Here is an 18,238-nt window from a genome sequence, read left to right as displayed (position 1 = left end):
ACATAAGGAAAATGGAAGATAAAAAAATGAGTAGTAAGTCTAAAAAAGATAGTTTTATAATACAGGGCAGCATTTTGGCAATGGCAGGTATACTTGTTCGTGTAATAGGATTAATTTATAGAATACCTTTAAACAGAATTTTAGGGGATGTTGGTTTAGGATATTATGGCACAGCTTTTGAGTTTTACAATGTGTTGATTTTGTTATCATCACAAAGTATGCCATTAGCCGTATCAAAGATAGTATCTGAAAAGCTTGAAAAAAAGGAATATAAAAACGCTCACAAGGTTTTTAAGGGAGCATTATTTTATGGTGGTTTTATAGGACTTGCCTTTGGACTATTCTTGTTCTTTGGAGCAGATTTCATTGCAGGAGTTTACAAACAGCCACCAATAGCAATAGCATTAAGAGTATTGGCACCAACCCTTACAATTGCCTGTGTTTTAGGTGTAGTAAGAGGCTATTTTCAGGGTATGGGCAATATGGTTCCAACTGCTGTTTCGCAGATTTTTGAGCAGATAGTAAATGCCGTAGTCAGTGTTATAGCTGCTTATGAATTAGGTGCCTACGGTTATACTTTATCAAAAATTGCCAGTGAGCAGAAAGTATTAAAAAGTTCTTATGCTGCTGCCGGGGGAACATTAGGAACATTATCAGGTGCTTTAATTGCATTGATTTTTATGTTCTTTATAGTATATGTAAATAGAAATTATTTCCGCAAAAAAATGAAGAAAGACAGAACAGGAGTCCAGGACAGCTATGGTCAGATTACCAAAGTTATTCTTTTAACAATTACTCCGGTTTTGTTTAGTACAACAATATACAATATTGGGAATCTTTTGGACAACCCAATATATCAGAATATAATGTCAAGTATCTTCCACGTAAGTGAAACAACCAATAGTGCTGCATGGGGCGTTTATTCAGGCTATTACAGACTTTTGACTACAATGCCAATAGCAATAGCCTCTTCCCTGTCGACGGCTATTGTACCATCATTAGTTAGGTCGTATATAGCAAAGGACAAAGTAGTCGTTAAAAGCAAAGTTATGTTAGCACAGAAGTTCTCAATGTTAATTGCTTTTCCTTGTGGTATGGGATTATCAGTTTTAGGTGGGCCAATTAACTCACTTTTATTTGGTGGAAAAATTGAATCCACATCAATTATTATGATTTTCAGTATTTTTACTGTAGTAGCTTTTAGTTTATCAACAATCAGTAATGCAATATTACAGGGTATAGATAAATTAAATGTGCCAATTAGAAACTCGGCAATATCACTTGGTATACACATTATTTTCTTACTGATACTTTTATTAGTATTCAGACTTGGTATATATGCCGTTGTAATTGGAGACTTTACATTTGCAATGACAGTTGCAGTACTTAACTCATTTTCCATTAAGAAATACCTTGGCTACAAGCAGGAAGTACATTACACTTTAGTTTGCCCATTTGTTTGTTCAGCCATAATGGGTATCTTCTGTTTAGTAGTTTACAAACTTGGAATGATGATTCTACCATCTAATTTCATTTGGACAGTTTTATCAATACTTATTGCAGTGGTAATATATGCTGTTTCTTTAGTATTTACTAAGACAATAACTGAGGATGAGTTGTATTCTATGCCAAAGGGAAATCAGATTGTAAGAATTTTGAAGAAATTCAGATTATTGAAATAATTAAGGTATAAATATACAAATATTGTAAAAAATATATGCAGGTAAAGGAATATTTTATCAGATAAAAGGAGTGGTAATTTATGAATAAGCGTGCATATATTTTTTATTTAATTATATTTGTTGTTGGATTCAGTATTTCATATTTATGTGGATACAAAATGGGAACTTCAGATTTGAAAAATGTAACCATTAAGTCTGATGTGGTTAAAGCTAACAATGAAAATAAAAAAGAAGGCTACTGGCTTATTGCAAAAGATAATATTTTGTATGTATATAAAAGTGATAAAGAAACAGAAATTGCTGAAACGGACATAAACATATCGAATATGTCTTTAAAAGATAGAAAAGTAATTATAAATGGTATTTATGTTGAAAGCTCTGAGGAACTGTTTAAATTTCTCGAGGCAAACACCAGTTGATGAAAGGACAATAAATGAAAACAATTGTTATTGGTGCAGGAGCATCAGGTCTTGTGGCAGCGATAGCTGCTGCTAATGCTGGCTCAAGTGTTACGGTAATTGAACATAACAAACAGGTAGGGAAAAAAATACTTATAACAGGAAACGGTCGTTGTAATATTACTAATGAGGCTATGGATGAGAATAAGTTTTATGGCGACAGTTCTTTTATTAAAAAAGTATTAGAAGCTTATTCAACTGATGATATACGAAGTTTTTTTGAAAATATTGGTATATGCACAGTGTCGAAAAAAGGCTATATTTATCCTTCAAGTATGCAGGCACAGACCGTATGCGAATTTTTAAGAGAATATGCCATGGAGCTTGGTGTTAAAATCAAAACTAACAATAATATTAATAGTATACAGCAGATTAATGGGAAATATGTTGTTGATATAGGTATACCTTTGGAATGTGATAATTTGATTTTGGCAACAGGTGGAAAAAGTTATGAAGTTACAGGCTCTGATGGAAGTGGTTATGAATTAGCCATGAAATTTGGGCACACTATAACAAAACTTTCCCCAGCTCTTACAGCTCTTGTAATAAAAAAAGATATTCTCACAAAAAGCTCAGGCGTAAGGGTAAAAGGTACAGTTTCAAAGGGAAATTATAAGCACACCGGTGAAATTCAAATAACAGATTATGGTGTATCAGGAATTCCGGTTTTTAATATAAGCAGAACATTAGAAACAAATGATAATTTGGTAATAGATTTTGCACCTGATTTTTCTACAAATGAATTAAGAGAAATAATATTAAAATTTTCAAAAATATACAAAGATTTAGCAACTGAAAAAATACTTAAAGGCTTATATAATGAAAAACTGGCATCAGTTTTAGCTGAGAAATCAGGTTTAAAGAAAATTAAGGCAAAAGATTTATCAACAGAAAACATTGAAAGTCTTATTAATACTATTAAGAATTATAACGTTATTATTGATAAAAAAAGAGGTTTTGATTACGCCCAGGTAACAGCAGGTGGTGTAGATACATCCGAAATCAATGCTGAAACCATGGGATCTAAATTATCACCTAATTTATATATTGTTGGTGAAATGTTGGATGTAGATGGAATCTGCGGTGGCTATAATCTTCATTTTGCCTGGTGTACAGGACTTATTGCAGGAGGAAATTGTAACTAATGAAACTATTACAGGTATCGAACATAAAAGTTGACATAACAGAAGATGAAAAAACAGCCTTTAAAAAAGCTCTCAAAAAGGCAGGTCTTTCAAAAGATAAAGTCAGTAGTTGGAAAATAATAAAACTATCCATAGATGCAAGAAAAAAAGCGGAAATACATAAGGTATATGTTATTGGTTTGTATGTAAAAGAATATAACAAAACAAGAAAAGACGTGCAGATAATTGCAAAGGATAAAGAATATACATACGAAATTTCAGGCACGAAAAAAATCACCTTTTCACCTGTAGTTGTTGGCTTTGGACCAGCAGGTATGTTTTGTGCATATCTTCTTGCACTTAATGGCTACAAACCTATTATTGTAGAACGTGGCAGTATGGTCGAAAACAGAACAAAAATCGTAGAAGACTTTTGGAACACAGGCGTTTTAAATACAAACTGCAATGTCCAATTTGGTGAGGGGGGAGCCGGAACCTTTTCTGATGGTAAATTAAACACAGGCATTAAAGATAAACAAAACCGAATAAAATTTGTTCTTGAAACTTTTGTTAAATTTGGTGCAGACGAAAAAATTCTATATGAAGCCAAACCACATATTGGAACGGATATATTGAAAAATGTTGTAAAAAACATGAGAGAATTTATCAAGGAAAAAGGCGGTAAGTTTTACTTTGATACAAGATTTGAAGGCTTTGAATGTGAAAATGGTAACCTTAGCAGGGTTATTTTAAGTAGCAAAAAAGTAATTGAGACAAACCTTTGTATTCTGGCAATTGGTCACAGTGCAAGAGACACATTTGAAATGTTATATAACAACGGTGTAGAAATGACACAGAAACCGTTTGCGCTAGGTGTAAGAATAGAACATAAACAGAGTACAATTAATAATAGTATGTATGGTTTTCCTGATGACAGATTAGGTGCGGCAAATTATAAACTTACTCATACAACAACAGCAAACAGAGGTGTTTATTCATTTTGTATGTGCCCAGGTGGCTTTGTTGTTGATTCTTCTTCAGAAGAAGGTGGGAAAGTTGTTAATGGCATGAGTTACTCCAAAAGAGATGGAGAAAATGCCAACAGTGCTATTGTTGTTACAGTTACTCCAAATGACTTTGATGGAGATAGTCCCTTAGCAGGGATTGATTTCCAACGTGCTCTTGAAAGAAAAGCCTACAAAGAAGGAGCTGGCTCAGTTCCATTACAAAAATATGGAGATTTCAAGAATAATGTTAAAACAACAGATTTAGGTACAATTACAACAAACATAAAAGGTAAGTATACATTATCTAACTTAAACAACATTTTTCCTAACTTCATTGTTAAATCCCTAATTGAAGGAATTGAAGCTTTTGGAAAAAGAATAGAACATTTTAACGATGATGATGCTGTTTTATCAGCTATAGAAACAAGAACATCATCACCAATTAGAATTACCCGTGATGAAAACTTTAATTCAAATATAAAAGGGCTAATTCCTGCAGGAGAAGGAGCCGGTTATGCAGGTGGAATTACATCTGCTGCCATTGACGGCATGAAAATTTTTGAAGAAATTATAAAAAATTATTGGGTGTAAGATACTAAAATATTTCGTATAGGTTATTTTAATATTTTGCAAATATTTCGTATAAGTTGTTTTAAAGTGACTTTTTTACAAATATGTAGTATTATATAAAGATGTATGTGAATAATTAGAAAGGTTATTGGGTTTATTAATTTTAAAAGAACCAACTAACAACATACATAGATTTTGTTAGTTAAGGAGAGGCATTATGAATATACGTTTTTTAGCGCAGTCAGAATACTTCAACGGATTACATATAAAGGACGACATAGTTTTAGAAAAAGAATACGAACAGGGTCCTTTTACTAATTTACCAAAGGTAAGATATTATCTATATTATTTAGAGGAAAATGTAAGAAAAGAAGTTATGCCATTTTCTGACAAAGTAGATGTGTTTAATATTACTAATTGCCAAAATGAATCAGAATACTTATATTTTACAGAATATTCTGACATGCATGACGGTACATATGTGTTTAGTATTGTAAGATACAATATTACAGATCATACCCATACCAAAATAATATCTTTGAAGGATAATATTAATTTATATCCTGACAATAAGCAGATTAAGATTTTTATATTGGATGAGTCAAATCTTATAATACAAAGAGCTCTTCCAAGAATCAGCAAAAACGGAATTTTAAAAGAGTTTTTTGATTATTCACTTATTTTATTTAATTTTGATAAAAATAAACAGATTTTCATTAAAGATGAAAACTTAGTAAAAAATGGAATTGAATTTATTCTTCCATATAATGAAAAAAGCTGTATAATGAAAACCGGCTATTCTGTTGCGGAAAATAACAGACATGAGAATCTTACAAAAGAAGAGGCAGCAGTTGAATCATTATTTGTTTTAAACATACAGCAGTTTATAAGTGACTTACAGCTTGACCAGTCTAATTTAATAATGAATGCTGTAGATCAGGCATATTATGACACAACAATTGTAAGTGCAAAAATCATAGAAAACTTTTTGATTTATTCGAAAGTAAATTACGAAAGTAATGACGAGAATATTATTTTCTATGACATTGAAACAAAAGAAATATATACATGTATTAATAAGACAACTTCAGGAGAGTATCTTCTAAAAAATGCAACAGTAATAGAAGATATACCATATATGATAATGAATACTGCATCAGGAACTCAATTTTTCAATTTAATTTCCAACGAAATTGATGCAACTTATTCAGAAGAATATGATATTAGATTTGTAAATAATAATACAGTGATTTCAACAACAACAGAAAAAACATTGTTTGGTAAAGAATTTCAGGTGGTTTGCATCCACAAGTTTCCAAACAAAAAAGTAATTTTACAGGAGAAAGGAGAGTATATAGGATGTGTTACCTCAGATAAGAATACATCATATATATTTTTAAAATAAATGGACAAGAAAAAAATAAACAGAATTAACGAGTTATATCATAAATCAAAAGAAACAGGACTTACCCTTGAAGAAATTGAAGAACAAAAACAGCTTAGAACAGAATATAGAATGGCTGTCATTAATAATCTGTCAGCTAATCTTGATAATGTTAGAATCAAGAATCCTGACGGTTCAATTTCAAAAGTAGAGCCAAAAAGAAAGCATTAAGATGAATATTAGTGAAGAAAAAAACAGATTAAGAAAAGAAATAAAACAGAAAAGATTAAAAATGACTGAAAGTGATGTACAGGTAAAAAGTAATATTATCTGTAATAAGATTATTAATAGTCAGTTTTACAAAGAAAGCAAGTGTATTTATTGTTATATGGCAATTCAAAATGAGGTTGATTTAAGTTTAGTTATAAGGGATGCACTATTGGCAGATAAAACTGTGGCAGTCCCTAAAGTTGTCAATAAAAACGGACAAATGTACTTTGCTGCAATAAACAAAAATGATAAATTTGAAAATGGTCTATATAACATTCCGGAGCCAAGCAACACAGAAATTGCACCTAGTGCCGACTTAATTTTGGTTCCCGGAGTGGTTTTTTCGACTAAAGGGGAAAGAATAGGTCAGGCAGGTGGATTTTACGACAGATATCTTAGAAATAGCAGTTGTCATTCAATTGGTGTAGCGTATGATTTTCAGGTATTTGATAAAATTCCAACCGAGTTACATGATGTTCCCGTAAATGAAATTATAAGTAATAACTAAAAAGATAAAATAGGAGATTTATATGAGTTTTACAAGCGAAGGCGAAAAGCAACAATATTATATTGATAAATGTAAAGAAATAATCAAGGCAAAAGAGGCTGCTTTAGGAAGAAAATTAACAGCGTGTGTCTGTACATTCGGTTGCCAGATGAATTTCAAGGATTCAGAGAAACTTCTTGGTATTCTTACTGAAATTGGCTACGAAGAAACAGAAGATGAGCATGCTGATTTAGTTTTATATAACACATGTACCGTAAGAGAAAACGCCAATTTAAAAATTTATGGCAGACTTGGATATCTTTCAAAAATTAAAGAGAAGAACCCTGACATGATTATCGGCCTTTGCGGTTGTATGATGCAGGAGCCACAGGTTGTGGAAAAATTAAATAAAAGCTACAAGTTTATTGATTTGATTTTTGGTACACATAATGTATTTTTATTAGCTGAATTATTATATGAAAGATTAATAAGCGGTCACAAAATCGAAGATATCTGGGATGGCACAACAGAAATTGTAGAAGATTTACCTGCTGTTAGAAAGTATGACTTTAAATCAGGCGTTAATATTATGTATGGTTGCGATAATTTTTGCAGTTACTGTATTGTTCCTTATGTAAGAGGTCGCGAAAGAAGTAGAAATCCTGAAGATATTATTAACGAAATAAAGGATTTAGTTGCTAATGGAGTTGTAGAAATCATGCTTTTAGGTCAGAATGTAAACTCTTATGGAAAAAATCTTGAAAATCCTATTACATTTGCTCAGTTATTAGAGCAGGTTGAGAAAATAGACGGCTTAAAGAGAATCCGTTTTATGACATCACATCCAAAGGATTTATCAGATGAATTAATTGAAGTAATGGCAAAATCTAAAAAGATTTGTAAGCAGATGCATTTACCACTTCAATCAGGTAGTACAGCTTTGCTTCAAAAAATGAACAGACATTACACTAAAGAACAATATTTAGAATTAGTAAGAAAACTTAGAGAAGCAATACCTGATATTGGGATTTCAACAGATATAATTGTAGGTTTTCCGGGAGAGACAGAAGAAGATTTCCTTGAAACCCTTGATGTTGTTAAAAAGGCTGAATATGAATCAGCATTTACATTTATTTATTCAAAGCGTTCGGGAACACCTGCTGCAAAAATGGAAAATCAGGTAAGTGATGATGTTATTAAAGACCGTTTTGACAGATTACTTGCAGTAGTTAATGAAATTTCAAAAAAGAAAACTGAAAAATATCAGGGGACTGTTCAGGAAGTTTTAATAGAAGAAGTAAACAAAAAGATTCCAGGCTACGTTACAGGAAGATTAAGTAATAATGCAGTTGTTCACTTTGAAGGAAACAAAGAAGATATTGGTCAGCTTGTAAATGTTAGATTAAACGAAGCTAAAGGATTTTATTATATGGGAGAAATAGTGAGATAGTTATGAGTTTACCGCAGATGATGAAAGATGTGTGGGACAATCATTTTGAAAGTCTTACACCAATGATGAAAAATTACTTAGAAACAAAGAAACAGCATGAAGACTGTATAATTTTCTATCGTTTAGGAGATTTCTATGAAATGTTTTTTGACGATGCCTTAGAAGCATCAAAAGTTATGGAAATCACTTTAACAGGAAAAAGTTGTGGTTTAGAGGAGAGGGCACCAATGTGCGGTGTTCCTTACCATGCCGTTGACATATATATAAATAAATTAGTTACAAGAGGTTATAAGGTCTGTATTGTAGAACAGGCAGAAGATCCTGCACTTGCAAAGGGCTTAGTAAAAAGAGAAGTTTCAAGAATTGTTACACCGGGTACTAATTTAAACCTTACTGCAATGGACGAAGGCAAAAACAACTACTTAATGTCAATTGCGTATATCGGTGGTAAGTTTGGCATATCAATAGCTGATGTTACTACAGGTGATTACTATGTAACAGAAGTTTATTCTGAAAGAAATGTTCTTGATGAAATCAATAAATTCATGCCTACTGAAATCATCTGTAATCATGCATTTTTAATGTGCGGTATGGATATTGACGATATTAAGAACAGACTTTCCATTTCAGTATTTGAGCTGGAAGAATGGTATTTTGACGAAAATAATTGTTCAGAAGTTTTAAAAGATCATTTTGGGATTATGGACTTATCAGGTCTTGGAATTTCTGAAATGTCACTTGGTGTTATAGCATCAGGTTCCTTACTTAAATATTTGTATGAAACACAGAAAAATTCATTAACACATTTATCTAAGTTAGTACCTTATTCAACAAGTACATTTATGATTCTTGATACATCTACAAGACGTAATCTTGAGTTATGTGAAACCTTAAGGGAAAAACAAAAACGTGGTTCACTTTTATGGGTACTTGATAAAACAAAAACAGCAATGGGTGCCAGAACTTTAAGAGGCTACATTGAACAGCCACTAATTTCTAAAGAAAAAATAATCAACAGACAAAAAGTAATTGAAGAGTTAAATAAGTCCATTATAACAAGAGACGAATTAAGAGAGTATTTATCTCCAATTTATGACTTGGAAAGACTTCTTAGTAAGATTTCCTACAAGTCAGCTAACCCAAGAGACTTAATCGCTTTTAAAACGTCATTGGAGATGTTGCCCCATATTAAGAATATTATAAAGGATTTTAAATCACCTTTATTTATAGAATTATATGAGCAGCTTGATACATTAGAGGATATAACTTCGTTAATTACTAATTCAATTACAGATGATCCACCGATTAATATCAAGGAAGGCAGTATCATAAGAAGTGGTTTTAATGAAGAAATTGATAAGTTACGCTCTGCTAAAACAGAAGGCAAAGGTTGGCTTGCTGATTTAGAAGCTCAGGAAAAAGAAAAAACAGGCATAACCAAATTAAAAATCAAATTTAACAAAGTATTTGGTTATTACATAGAGGTATCCAATTCCTTTAAAAATCTTGTGCCTGATTATTATGTTAGAAAGCAGACTTTAACTAATGCTGAAAGATACACAACTGACAAATTAAAAGAACTGGAAGAAATTATTGTTGGTGCTGAAGATAAGCTTTTCTCATTGGAATATAATATTTTCACATCAGTAAGAGATGAAATCTATAATCAGATTAACAGAATTCAAATGACTGCAAAAGCCATAGCGAAAATTGACGTTTTTGCTTCTTTAGCCTATGTTGCAGAACATAATAACTATGTAAAACCAAAGATAAATGAAAAAGGTGTTATTGACATAAAAGACGGCAGACATCCTGTGGTTGAAAAAATGATACCTGACAATATGTTTATATCAAATAATACATTTTTAGATACAAACAAAAACAGATTGTCCATTATAACAGGTCCTAACATGGCAGGTAAGTCAACTTATATGAGACAAACAGCCTTAATAGTTTTAATGGCTCAAATAGGTTCATTTGTGCCTGCAAAAGAAGCTAATATTTCTATATGCGATAAGATTTTCACAAGAGTAGGTGCTTCAGATGACTTGGCAAGTGGACAAAGTACATTTATGGTTGAAATGACGGAAGTGGCAAATATTTTAAGAAATGCTACTGCAAACAGCCTTTTAATATTGGATGAAATTGGACGAGGTACAAGTACCTTTGATGGTTTATCAATAGCCTGGGCTGTTGTTGAGCATATATGTGATAAGAAAATTCTTGGAGCTAAAACATTGTTTGCTACACATTATCATGAACTGACAGAATTAGAGGGAACTCTACCAGGTGTAAATAATTACTGTATTAGCGTTAAGGAACAGGGCGATGATATCGTCTTTTTAAGAAAAATCATCAAAGGCGGTGCAGATAAAAGTTATGGTATACAGGTAGCAAAACTTGCCGGCGTCCCTGACAGTGTTTTAAACAGGGCAAAGGAATTAGTTGCAGAATTAAGTAATGCAGATATTACTGCAAAGGCAAAGAATATTGCAGCTTCCTTACAGCCTGGTACAAACGTGCTTCCATCCATTAACGATGATTTAGAGGCGCACCAGATGACTTTATTTGATGCAGTAAATGAAAATGAAATAATAAAAGAAATTCAGGAATTGAATTTAGGTGAAATGACACCAATTGAAGGATTAAATTATTTATTTAAGTTACAAAATCAGTTAAAAAACCGTTGGTAAAGGAATAATATGGGAATAATAAAAGAATTAGATCAAGGTACAATCAATCAAATAGCAGCAGGTGAAGTAGTCGAAAGACCTTCTTCAATAGTTAAAGAATTACTGGAAAATTCCATTGATGCAGGTGCTACACGAATTTCAGTGGAAATAGAAGAAGGTGGTACTAAATCCATTAGAATAACTGATAATGGAAAAGGCATAAACAAGGAGGACATAAGAATCGCTTTCCTACGACACACCACAAGCAAAATTAAAACTGCCATGGATCTGCTTACAGTTTCATCTCTTGGCTTTAGAGGTGAGGCTTTATCAAGTATAGCAGCCGTTTGTCAGGTTGAACTTCTAACAAGAACAGCTGATGCCATGGAAGGAATCCGCTATAGAATTGAAGGTGGAAAAGAAGTTGGTTTTGAAGAAATCGGTATCCCTGTGGGCACAACATTTATTGTTAATAATATTTTCTTTAACACACCTGCCAGAAGAAAATTTTTAAGAACTGCTCAAACAGAAGCCGGTTATGTATCTGATATAATTGAAAAAATTGCTCTATCCCATCCTGAAATTGCAATAAGTTTTAAAAGTAATGGCAAGGTCAAAATTCATACCTCAGGTAATGGTAATTTGAAAGATGTTATTTACAGCATCTATGGAAGAGAAATTACTGAAAATATTCTTGAGATAAACGAAGAAAATGACTTTATGAAAATTTCAGGGTATATTGGCAAAGCAATAATTTCCAAAGGAAACAGAACATTCGAGAATTATTTTATTAATGGAAGATATATTAAAAGCAATATAATTTCAAAAGCAATAGAAGATGGTTATAAATTTATTTTAATGCAGCACAAATATCCATTTACGGTAATTGATTTTACAATTAAACCTGAATATTTAGATGTAAATGTACATCCCTCCAAAATGGAATTACGTTTCAGAAAATCAGAAAGTATTTATCCTATGATTTCAGAATGCATCAATGATGCATTAATAGAAAAGCCAAATATTATTGATGTTACTTTCGAGAAGAATGTAGAAAAAGCTGAACAGATAAAATATGTCCCTGAACCTTTTGAAAATAAAAGACAGGATATTGTTAATTCAATAAATAACAAATTATCAAACGATAATAGTTCAAATGTAAAATATGATTTTTATAATTTTGGCGAAGGGCCAAAAGAGTTAAATATGACACCATCTGAATTTGGGAACAATACCTTACAAGAAGATGTTAATTATAACGCAACAGCAAATAACATCAATAATATTACAAATAATAAAATGGTTCAAAGAGAGCTTACTGAAGAGTATGACAACTTTTTAAGTGAAGTGGCAAAGCCAAAGCATAAAATAATAGGTCAGGTATTTGACACTTATTGGATAGTCGAATATAACGACAAAATGTATATAATTGACCAACATGCAGCTCATGAAAAAGTAATGTTTGAATCTCTTATGAACAAACTGGAAAATAAAGAAATTAGCAGTCAGATGATTAATCCTCCAATCATACTTTCTTTGTCTATGAGTGAAAGTCAGTTACTGGAGAAATATTTAGAAAACTTTAAAAATATAGGTTTTCAAATAGAACCATTTGGTGGTCAGGATTATGCTGTAAGAGCAGTTCCATCAGACCTTTACACTTTAGACAGCGAAGATGTTTTAATGGGCATAGTTGACAATCTTTCTAATGAAACAGGCAAAATGGTGCCTGACATAATTAATGAAAAAATTGCGTCAATGTCCTGTAAGGCAGCTGTTAAAGGGAATAGCAAATTGTCTTATGAAGAGGCTGACAAACTAATAGAACAGCTTCTGCAATTAGATAATCCATATAATTGTCCTCACGGAAGACCAACTATAATTTCCATGAGTAAATATGAATTAGAAAAGAAGTTTAAACGAATAATTTAGGAGAAAAAATGAATAAATTAGTTATTCTAACAGGTCCTACCGCAGTAGGAAAAACTGACTTGTCCATTCAATTAGCAAAAAAAATAAATGGAGAAATAATCAGCGCAGACTCCATTCAGGTTTATAAGGGGATGGATATAGGTTCTGCTAAAATTACAAAAGAAGAAACCGATGGTATTCCCCATCATTTAATAGATATATTAGAGCCAAAAGAAGAATTTAATGTACACATTTTTAAGAAACTGGCCACAAAGGCGATTAATGATATATCTAGCCGTGGTAAGATTCCCATTATAGTTGGTGGTACAGGTTTCTATATACAGGCTGTGTTATATGATATTAATTTTGATGATACAGAAACAGATTATGAATATAGAGAATATTTAGAACAACTTGCAAAGGATAAAGGTAATGCCTTTTTACACGATATGCTAAAAGAGGTTGATCATGAATCTGCCGCAGCAATTCACTGTAATAATTTAAAACGTGTCATTAGGGCTTTGGAATATTATAAACAAACAGGGAAAAAAATATCAGAACATAATGAAAAAGAACGCGAAAACAAATCACCTTATAATTTTGCTTATTTTGTTTTAAATGACAAACGTGATAAATTATATAATCGTATAAATCAAAGAGTTGATATTATGTTTGATAATGGTCTTTTAAAAGAAATGGAAACACTAATTGCCAAAGGCTACACAAGGGATTTGGTTTCTATGCAGGGTATCGGCTATAAAGAACTTTTTAATTACTTTGACGGAAAAACATCTTTAGATGAAACAAAAGAGTTAATCAAAAAAAATACCAGACATTTTGCTAAAAGACAGCTTACCTGGTTTAGAAGAGAAAAAGATGTAACAATGTTAAATATAGATGAATTTAATTATGACAGATTAAAGGTCTTAAATGAAATGTTAAATTTTTTAAAAAACAAAGAAATTATTTAGTGGTAAAGATTATTTAACAATGTAAATTATTAACTTTTATTAATTTACAAATTACATAATTAAATATTAATTATATGCAATTGACAAATAAAAGTTATTATTAAAACAAGAAAATAAAGTATTATACAGAGGTAAAAAAATGGATAATTTAAACAAAGAGATACAGAAACAATATGAAAGAATGGGCATAAACAGTGATGTATTAAATATATCAGATGAAATTATTAACGATTTATCACAGAGATTTCAAAAAATTGACAAAATTGCAGAGTACAATCAGTTGAAGGTGGTATCTGCTTTCCAAAAAAATAAAGTGGCAGAGGAACACTTTAACACAACAACAGGCTATGGCTATAACGATATAGGTAGAGATACATTAGAAAAAGTTTACGCTGATGTTTTCCACACAGAAGACGCTCTTGTAAGACCACAGATAACATGTGGTACACACGCACTTGGGTTAGCCTTGTCTGCTAATTTACGTCCAGGTGATAAACTTATGTACATAAGTGGAAAACCTTATGATACTTTAGAAGAAGTTATCGGTATAAGACCATCAAAAGGAAGTCTTGCTGAATATGGTGTAAAGTACGATCAGGTTGACTTGCTTGAGAACGGCGAGTTTGATTTAGCAGGCATAAAAAACAAATTAGACGGTGTAACTTTAATTGGTATACAGCGTTCCAAAGGATATGCAACAAGACCTACATTATCTGTAGAAAAAATCGGCAATGTAATAAAATTTATAAAAGATATTAAGCCTGAAATTAAGATTATGGTAGACAACTGCTACGGTGAATTTGTTGAAACCATAGAACCATCTGACGTAGGTGCAGATATGATAGTAGGTTCATTAATAAAGAATCCAGGTGGCGGTCTTGCTCCTATTGGCGGTTACATTTGTGGTACAAAGGATTGTGTTGAAAATTGTTCATATCGTCTTACAACACCGGGACTTGGTAAAGAAGTTGGCGCTAACTTAGGTGTTATGAGTCTTTTATATCAGGGCTTGTTTTTGGCACCGACAGTTGTGGCAAGTGCCTTAAAGGGTGCAATTTTTGCGGCAAATCTTTTTGAAAAATATAATTTTAATGTAATTCCAAATGGAACAGAAAGCAGACACGACATTATACAGGCTATAGAATTTGGAAAACCTGAATGTGTTATAGCTTTTTGTAAAGGCATACAGGCAGCAGCACCTGTAGACAGTCACTTAACTCCTGAGCCATGGGATATGCCGGGCTATGATGCTCCTGTAATTATGGCAGCAGGTGCTTTTGTGTCAGGTTCTTCAATTGAACTTAGTGCTGATGGTCCAATTAAGCCACCTTATGCTGTATATTTTCAGGGAGGTCTTACCTGGCAGCATGCAAAACTTGGAATATTAAAAGCATTCCAAAACATGGTTGATGACGATTTAATTACAATAAAATAGTAAAAAATTTTTATTTGTCTTTTATTGTAAAAAACATATACATGCTTTTTTTATTGTGCTACAATAACAAAGGTTAAAATTTTCACAACTTTCTGTACTTGGAGAGAACGGAAAGGTTGAGAAATGAATACAATTAAACAATTACCGGAAGATGAAAGACCATATGAGAAATCATTAAAATATGGTGTGGAAACATTGAGCAACAGCGAATTATTGTCGTTGATTTTACGAAATGGTACAAAAGGCGTTAATGTTAAGGAACTATCGTCCTCCTTAATAGACAGTGACAACGGTTTATTGTCACTAACACGTATTTCTTTTGAACAACTTACCAAAATTAATGGTATAGGCAAAGTAAAAGCAATACAGATTCTAGCTGTTGTAGAAATTGCTAAGAGAATTTCCATGTCAAATTTTAATAATTCAGTGAAGTTTGAAACTCCTGAATTAATCTCAAATTATTATATGGAAAGATTAAGACATTTAGAACAGGAACAAATGCATGTAATGTTCCTTGACACTAAATGCAAATTAATTAAAGATAAACTAATTACATCAGGAACCATTAATCAGTCATTAATTTCTCCAAGAGAAATTTTTGTTGAGGCTTTAAGATGTAATTGTGTAAACATTGTTTTAATACATAATCATCCAAGTGGTGACCCAACACCCAGCAGAGATGATATCAACAGTACCATTAGGGTTCAAAGAGCTGGAAAAATGATTGGAATTAAATTAATTGACCACATTATTATTGGTGATAATACTTATTCCAGTTTACGAGCTTTGAAACTAATATAGACTTTATGAAAAAAACTTGAATTCAAACTAAATGATTTAACAGAAATTAAGTCATTGAAACTGAGCTGAAAGGATTAAACATGAGTAAAAGCGTTTACGGAATAGATTTTGGTACAAGCAATATAAAAATTTATAATGGTGTTACCAGAACAAGTTTAAATGAAAAAAATATTATAGCAATAAAAAATAAAACAGACCTTTTTGAAATAGGTGATGAAGCTTTTAAAATGTACGAGAAAGCTCCTGATAATATCGAAGTAGTATTTCCTATTAAGTATGGTGTTATTGCTGACTTAAAGAAAATGAAAATGCTTTTTGAGCAGTTCTTCAAAAAATTAACAGGTCCAAGAGGCAGTAAAATGGGTAGATTCTGTATTGCAGTTCCTGCAGACATTACAGAAGTTGAAAAAAGAGCATTTTATGAAGTAGTTGCTAAGTCAGATATTAAGGCGAGAGAAATTAAAATCGTAGAAAAGCCAATAGCAGATGCTGTTGGTTTAGGCATAGACATATCAAGCTCCAAAGGTAACATGATTGTTAATATTGGTGCTGATACAACCGAAGTTTCTGTTATATCACATGGTGGTATAGTAATAAGCAGAATTGTTAAGATTGGTGGCAATATGTTAGACCAGTTAATTTGTGAAAGCGTTAAGAAGCGTTATAATATTTTAATAGGTTTAAAAACAGCTGAAAAGATTAAAATAGCTTTATCTGATGCAATGTATGTGGAAGACGGTGTAACAGACGAGGACATCTTTTATGTATACGGAAGAAATGTTATAACAGGTCTTCCATCTGAAAGAGGTATTTCAAAGGATACTGTTTATGAAGCAATAGAGCAGTTCTTTGATGATATTGTTGATGCAATAAAGAATCTTTTAGAAAGAACTCCACCGGAACTTACTGCTGATATTGTTGATGCAGGTATTTATTTAACAGGTGCTTCATCATCAATTAAGAACTTAGATAAGTTAATCAAAAAAGAAACAGACTTGAATGTGAATGTTATTAAAAATCCGGGCGAGTCAGTAATTAGAGGTATTTCGATTATTATGTCAGATTCAAAATACCGTAAATTAATGTATGAGCCAAAAGAAAGCACATTCTAAATAGTAGACAAAGGAAAATATAACAAAAAGAATAAGGTGATTAATATGAAAAAGCCAAGTAAGATAAATATAAAACCTAAAATTTTAATATTCGTTTTGACTCTGTTATGTATAGGTTCGCTTATACTTTCTGTAGTTGCACCTAGTTTTTCAAATCCAATAAAAACAGTTGCAGGTACAGTGGTTATACCTTTACAGGACGGAGTAAATTCTATTGGAGGCTGGTTTACTAACAAAGCCGACCTTTTAAAATCAGTTAAATCCCTAAAAAGTGAAAATGCAAAACTAAAGAGGCAGGTAAATGAATTATCTCAGGAAAACAGTTTGCTTGCGCAAAACAAATATGAACTTACACGTTTACAGGATTTATACAAATTAGACAAGGATTACTCAACTTATAAAAAAATTGCTGCCAGAGTAATTGGTAAAGACACAGGTAATTACTTTAATTTATTTACAATTGATAAAGGAAGTGATGATGGCATCAAAGTTGACATGAATGTTATAAGTGGTGGTGGCCTTGTTGGAATTGTATCCAGTGTAGGAAAGAACTACGCAAGAGTTCGTGCAATTATAGATGATGAAAGTAGTGTAAGTGTATCTTTCGCTAATACATCCGACACAGCAATTGCCAGTGGTGATTTGAAACTTATTACAAAAGGATACATGAATTTAACTGAAATTCCACAAAACACAAAAGTTTCAGAAGGTGATTTGGTTGTTACATCAAGAATTAGTAACAAATTTCTACCGGGTATACCTGTCGGTTACGTTACAAAAACAAAGAAAGATGCAAACGAACTTACCCAGTCAGGTCAGTTAATGCCAATTGTGGACTTTGAGCATATTGATGAAGTTTTAGTTATTACAAAATTAAAAGAAGTTTTAAAGGATTAATGAATAG

At 31.8% G+C, this 18,238-nt stretch carries 15 protein-coding genes; all 15 read left to right on the top strand.

The genetic code is table 11. The features are described from left to right. Window positions 1-26: 26 nt before the first annotated feature. The 15 genes from ACQY63_RS02625 (at window position 27) to mreC (ending at window position 18,231) form a co-directional block, all read left to right on the top strand. A complete protein-coding gene (locus ACQY63_RS02625; RefSeq protein WP_428244670.1) occupies window positions 27-1,682 on the top strand; it encodes a putative polysaccharide biosynthesis protein in 1,656 nt (551 codons plus the stop codon). Between the two features lie 80 nt (window positions 1,683-1,762). Next, entirely contained in the window at window positions 1,763-2,101 is a 339-nt protein-coding gene (locus ACQY63_RS02620) for a BofC C-terminal domain-containing protein (protein ID WP_022166091.1), read from the top strand. 14 nt (window positions 2,102-2,115) lie between these two features. Further along, window positions 2,116-3,285 (top strand): NAD(P)/FAD-dependent oxidoreductase, encoded by a 1,170-nt coding sequence (locus ACQY63_RS02615; RefSeq protein WP_022166092.1) that lies wholly within the window; start codon window positions 2,116-2,118, stop codon window positions 3,283-3,285. After that, window positions 3,285-4,862, top strand: coding sequence for an NAD(P)/FAD-dependent oxidoreductase (locus ACQY63_RS02610; RefSeq protein ID WP_428244669.1), 1,578 nt, complete (start codon window positions 3,285-3,287; stop codon window positions 4,860-4,862). Before ACQY63_RS02615 ends, ACQY63_RS02610 begins: the two co-directional genes overlap by 1 nt. Before the next feature lie 196 nt (window positions 4,863-5,058). Beyond that, a complete protein-coding gene (locus tag ACQY63_RS02605; RefSeq protein ID WP_117999586.1) occupies window positions 5,059-6,246 on the top strand; it encodes a hypothetical protein in 1,188 nt (395 codons plus the stop codon). Continuing rightward, a complete protein-coding gene (locus ACQY63_RS02600; RefSeq protein WP_428244668.1) occupies window positions 6,247-6,456 on the top strand; it encodes a DUF896 domain-containing protein in 210 nt (69 codons plus the stop codon). It abuts the gene before it with no gap. A 1-nt stretch (window position 6,457) separates the two neighbouring features. Next, the gene (locus ACQY63_RS02595; protein ID WP_022166096.1) at window positions 6,458-7,003 is read left to right on the top strand and encodes a 5-formyltetrahydrofolate cyclo-ligase; all 546 of its coding nucleotides are present in this window, start codon (window positions 6,458-6,460) and stop codon (window positions 7,001-7,003) included. Window positions 7,004-7,025: 22 nt separating this feature from the next. Beyond that, window positions 7,026-8,432 (top strand): tRNA (N6-isopentenyl adenosine(37)-C2)-methylthiotransferase MiaB, encoded by a 1,407-nt coding sequence (gene miaB, locus ACQY63_RS02590; protein WP_428244667.1) that lies wholly within the window; start codon window positions 7,026-7,028, stop codon window positions 8,430-8,432. A 2-nt stretch (window positions 8,433-8,434) separates the two neighbouring features. Continuing rightward, window positions 8,435-11,125 (top strand): DNA mismatch repair protein MutS, encoded by a 2,691-nt coding sequence (gene mutS / locus ACQY63_RS02585; protein WP_022166098.1) that lies wholly within the window; start codon window positions 8,435-8,437, stop codon window positions 11,123-11,125. A gap of 9 nt (window positions 11,126-11,134) precedes the next feature. Beyond that, the gene (mutL, locus tag ACQY63_RS02580; protein ID WP_428244666.1) at window positions 11,135-13,036 is read left to right on the top strand and encodes a DNA mismatch repair endonuclease MutL; all 1,902 of its coding nucleotides are present in this window, start codon (window positions 11,135-11,137) and stop codon (window positions 13,034-13,036) included. Window positions 13,037-13,044: 8 nt separating this feature from the next. Beyond that, window positions 13,045-13,986, top strand: a complete 942-nt coding sequence (gene miaA / locus ACQY63_RS02575; protein ID WP_022166100.1) for a tRNA (adenosine(37)-N6)-dimethylallyltransferase MiaA — start codon at window positions 13,045-13,047, stop codon at window positions 13,984-13,986. Between the two features lie 139 nt (window positions 13,987-14,125). Beyond that, the gene (locus ACQY63_RS02570) at window positions 14,126-15,421 is read left to right on the top strand and encodes an aminotransferase class I/II-fold pyridoxal phosphate-dependent enzyme (RefSeq protein ID WP_022166101.1); all 1,296 of its coding nucleotides are present in this window, start codon (window positions 14,126-14,128) and stop codon (window positions 15,419-15,421) included. A gap of 123 nt (window positions 15,422-15,544) precedes the next feature. Then, complete coding sequence (radC, locus tag ACQY63_RS02565) at window positions 15,545-16,222, top strand: RadC family protein (RefSeq protein WP_022166102.1); 678 nt, start codon at window positions 15,545-15,547, stop codon at window positions 16,220-16,222. An 80-nt stretch (window positions 16,223-16,302) separates the two neighbouring features. Continuing rightward, window positions 16,303-17,334: a rod shape-determining protein gene (locus ACQY63_RS02560; RefSeq protein ID WP_302690411.1), complete on the top strand. Its 1,032-nt coding sequence runs from the start codon at window positions 16,303-16,305 to the stop codon at window positions 17,332-17,334. Between the two features lie 45 nt (window positions 17,335-17,379). Then, entirely contained in the window at window positions 17,380-18,231 is an 852-nt protein-coding gene (gene mreC / locus ACQY63_RS02555; protein WP_302690410.1) for a rod shape-determining protein MreC, read from the top strand. Window positions 18,232-18,238: the final 7 nt, after the last annotated feature.

The organism is Eubacterium sp. Marseille-QA0814 (assembly GCF_965119675.1).
In the GTDB taxonomy this organism is placed as follows: Bacteria; Bacillota; Clostridia; order Lachnospirales; family Lachnospiraceae; genus Eubacterium_G.
This window is presented reverse-complemented; position numbering and strand designations above follow the sequence as displayed.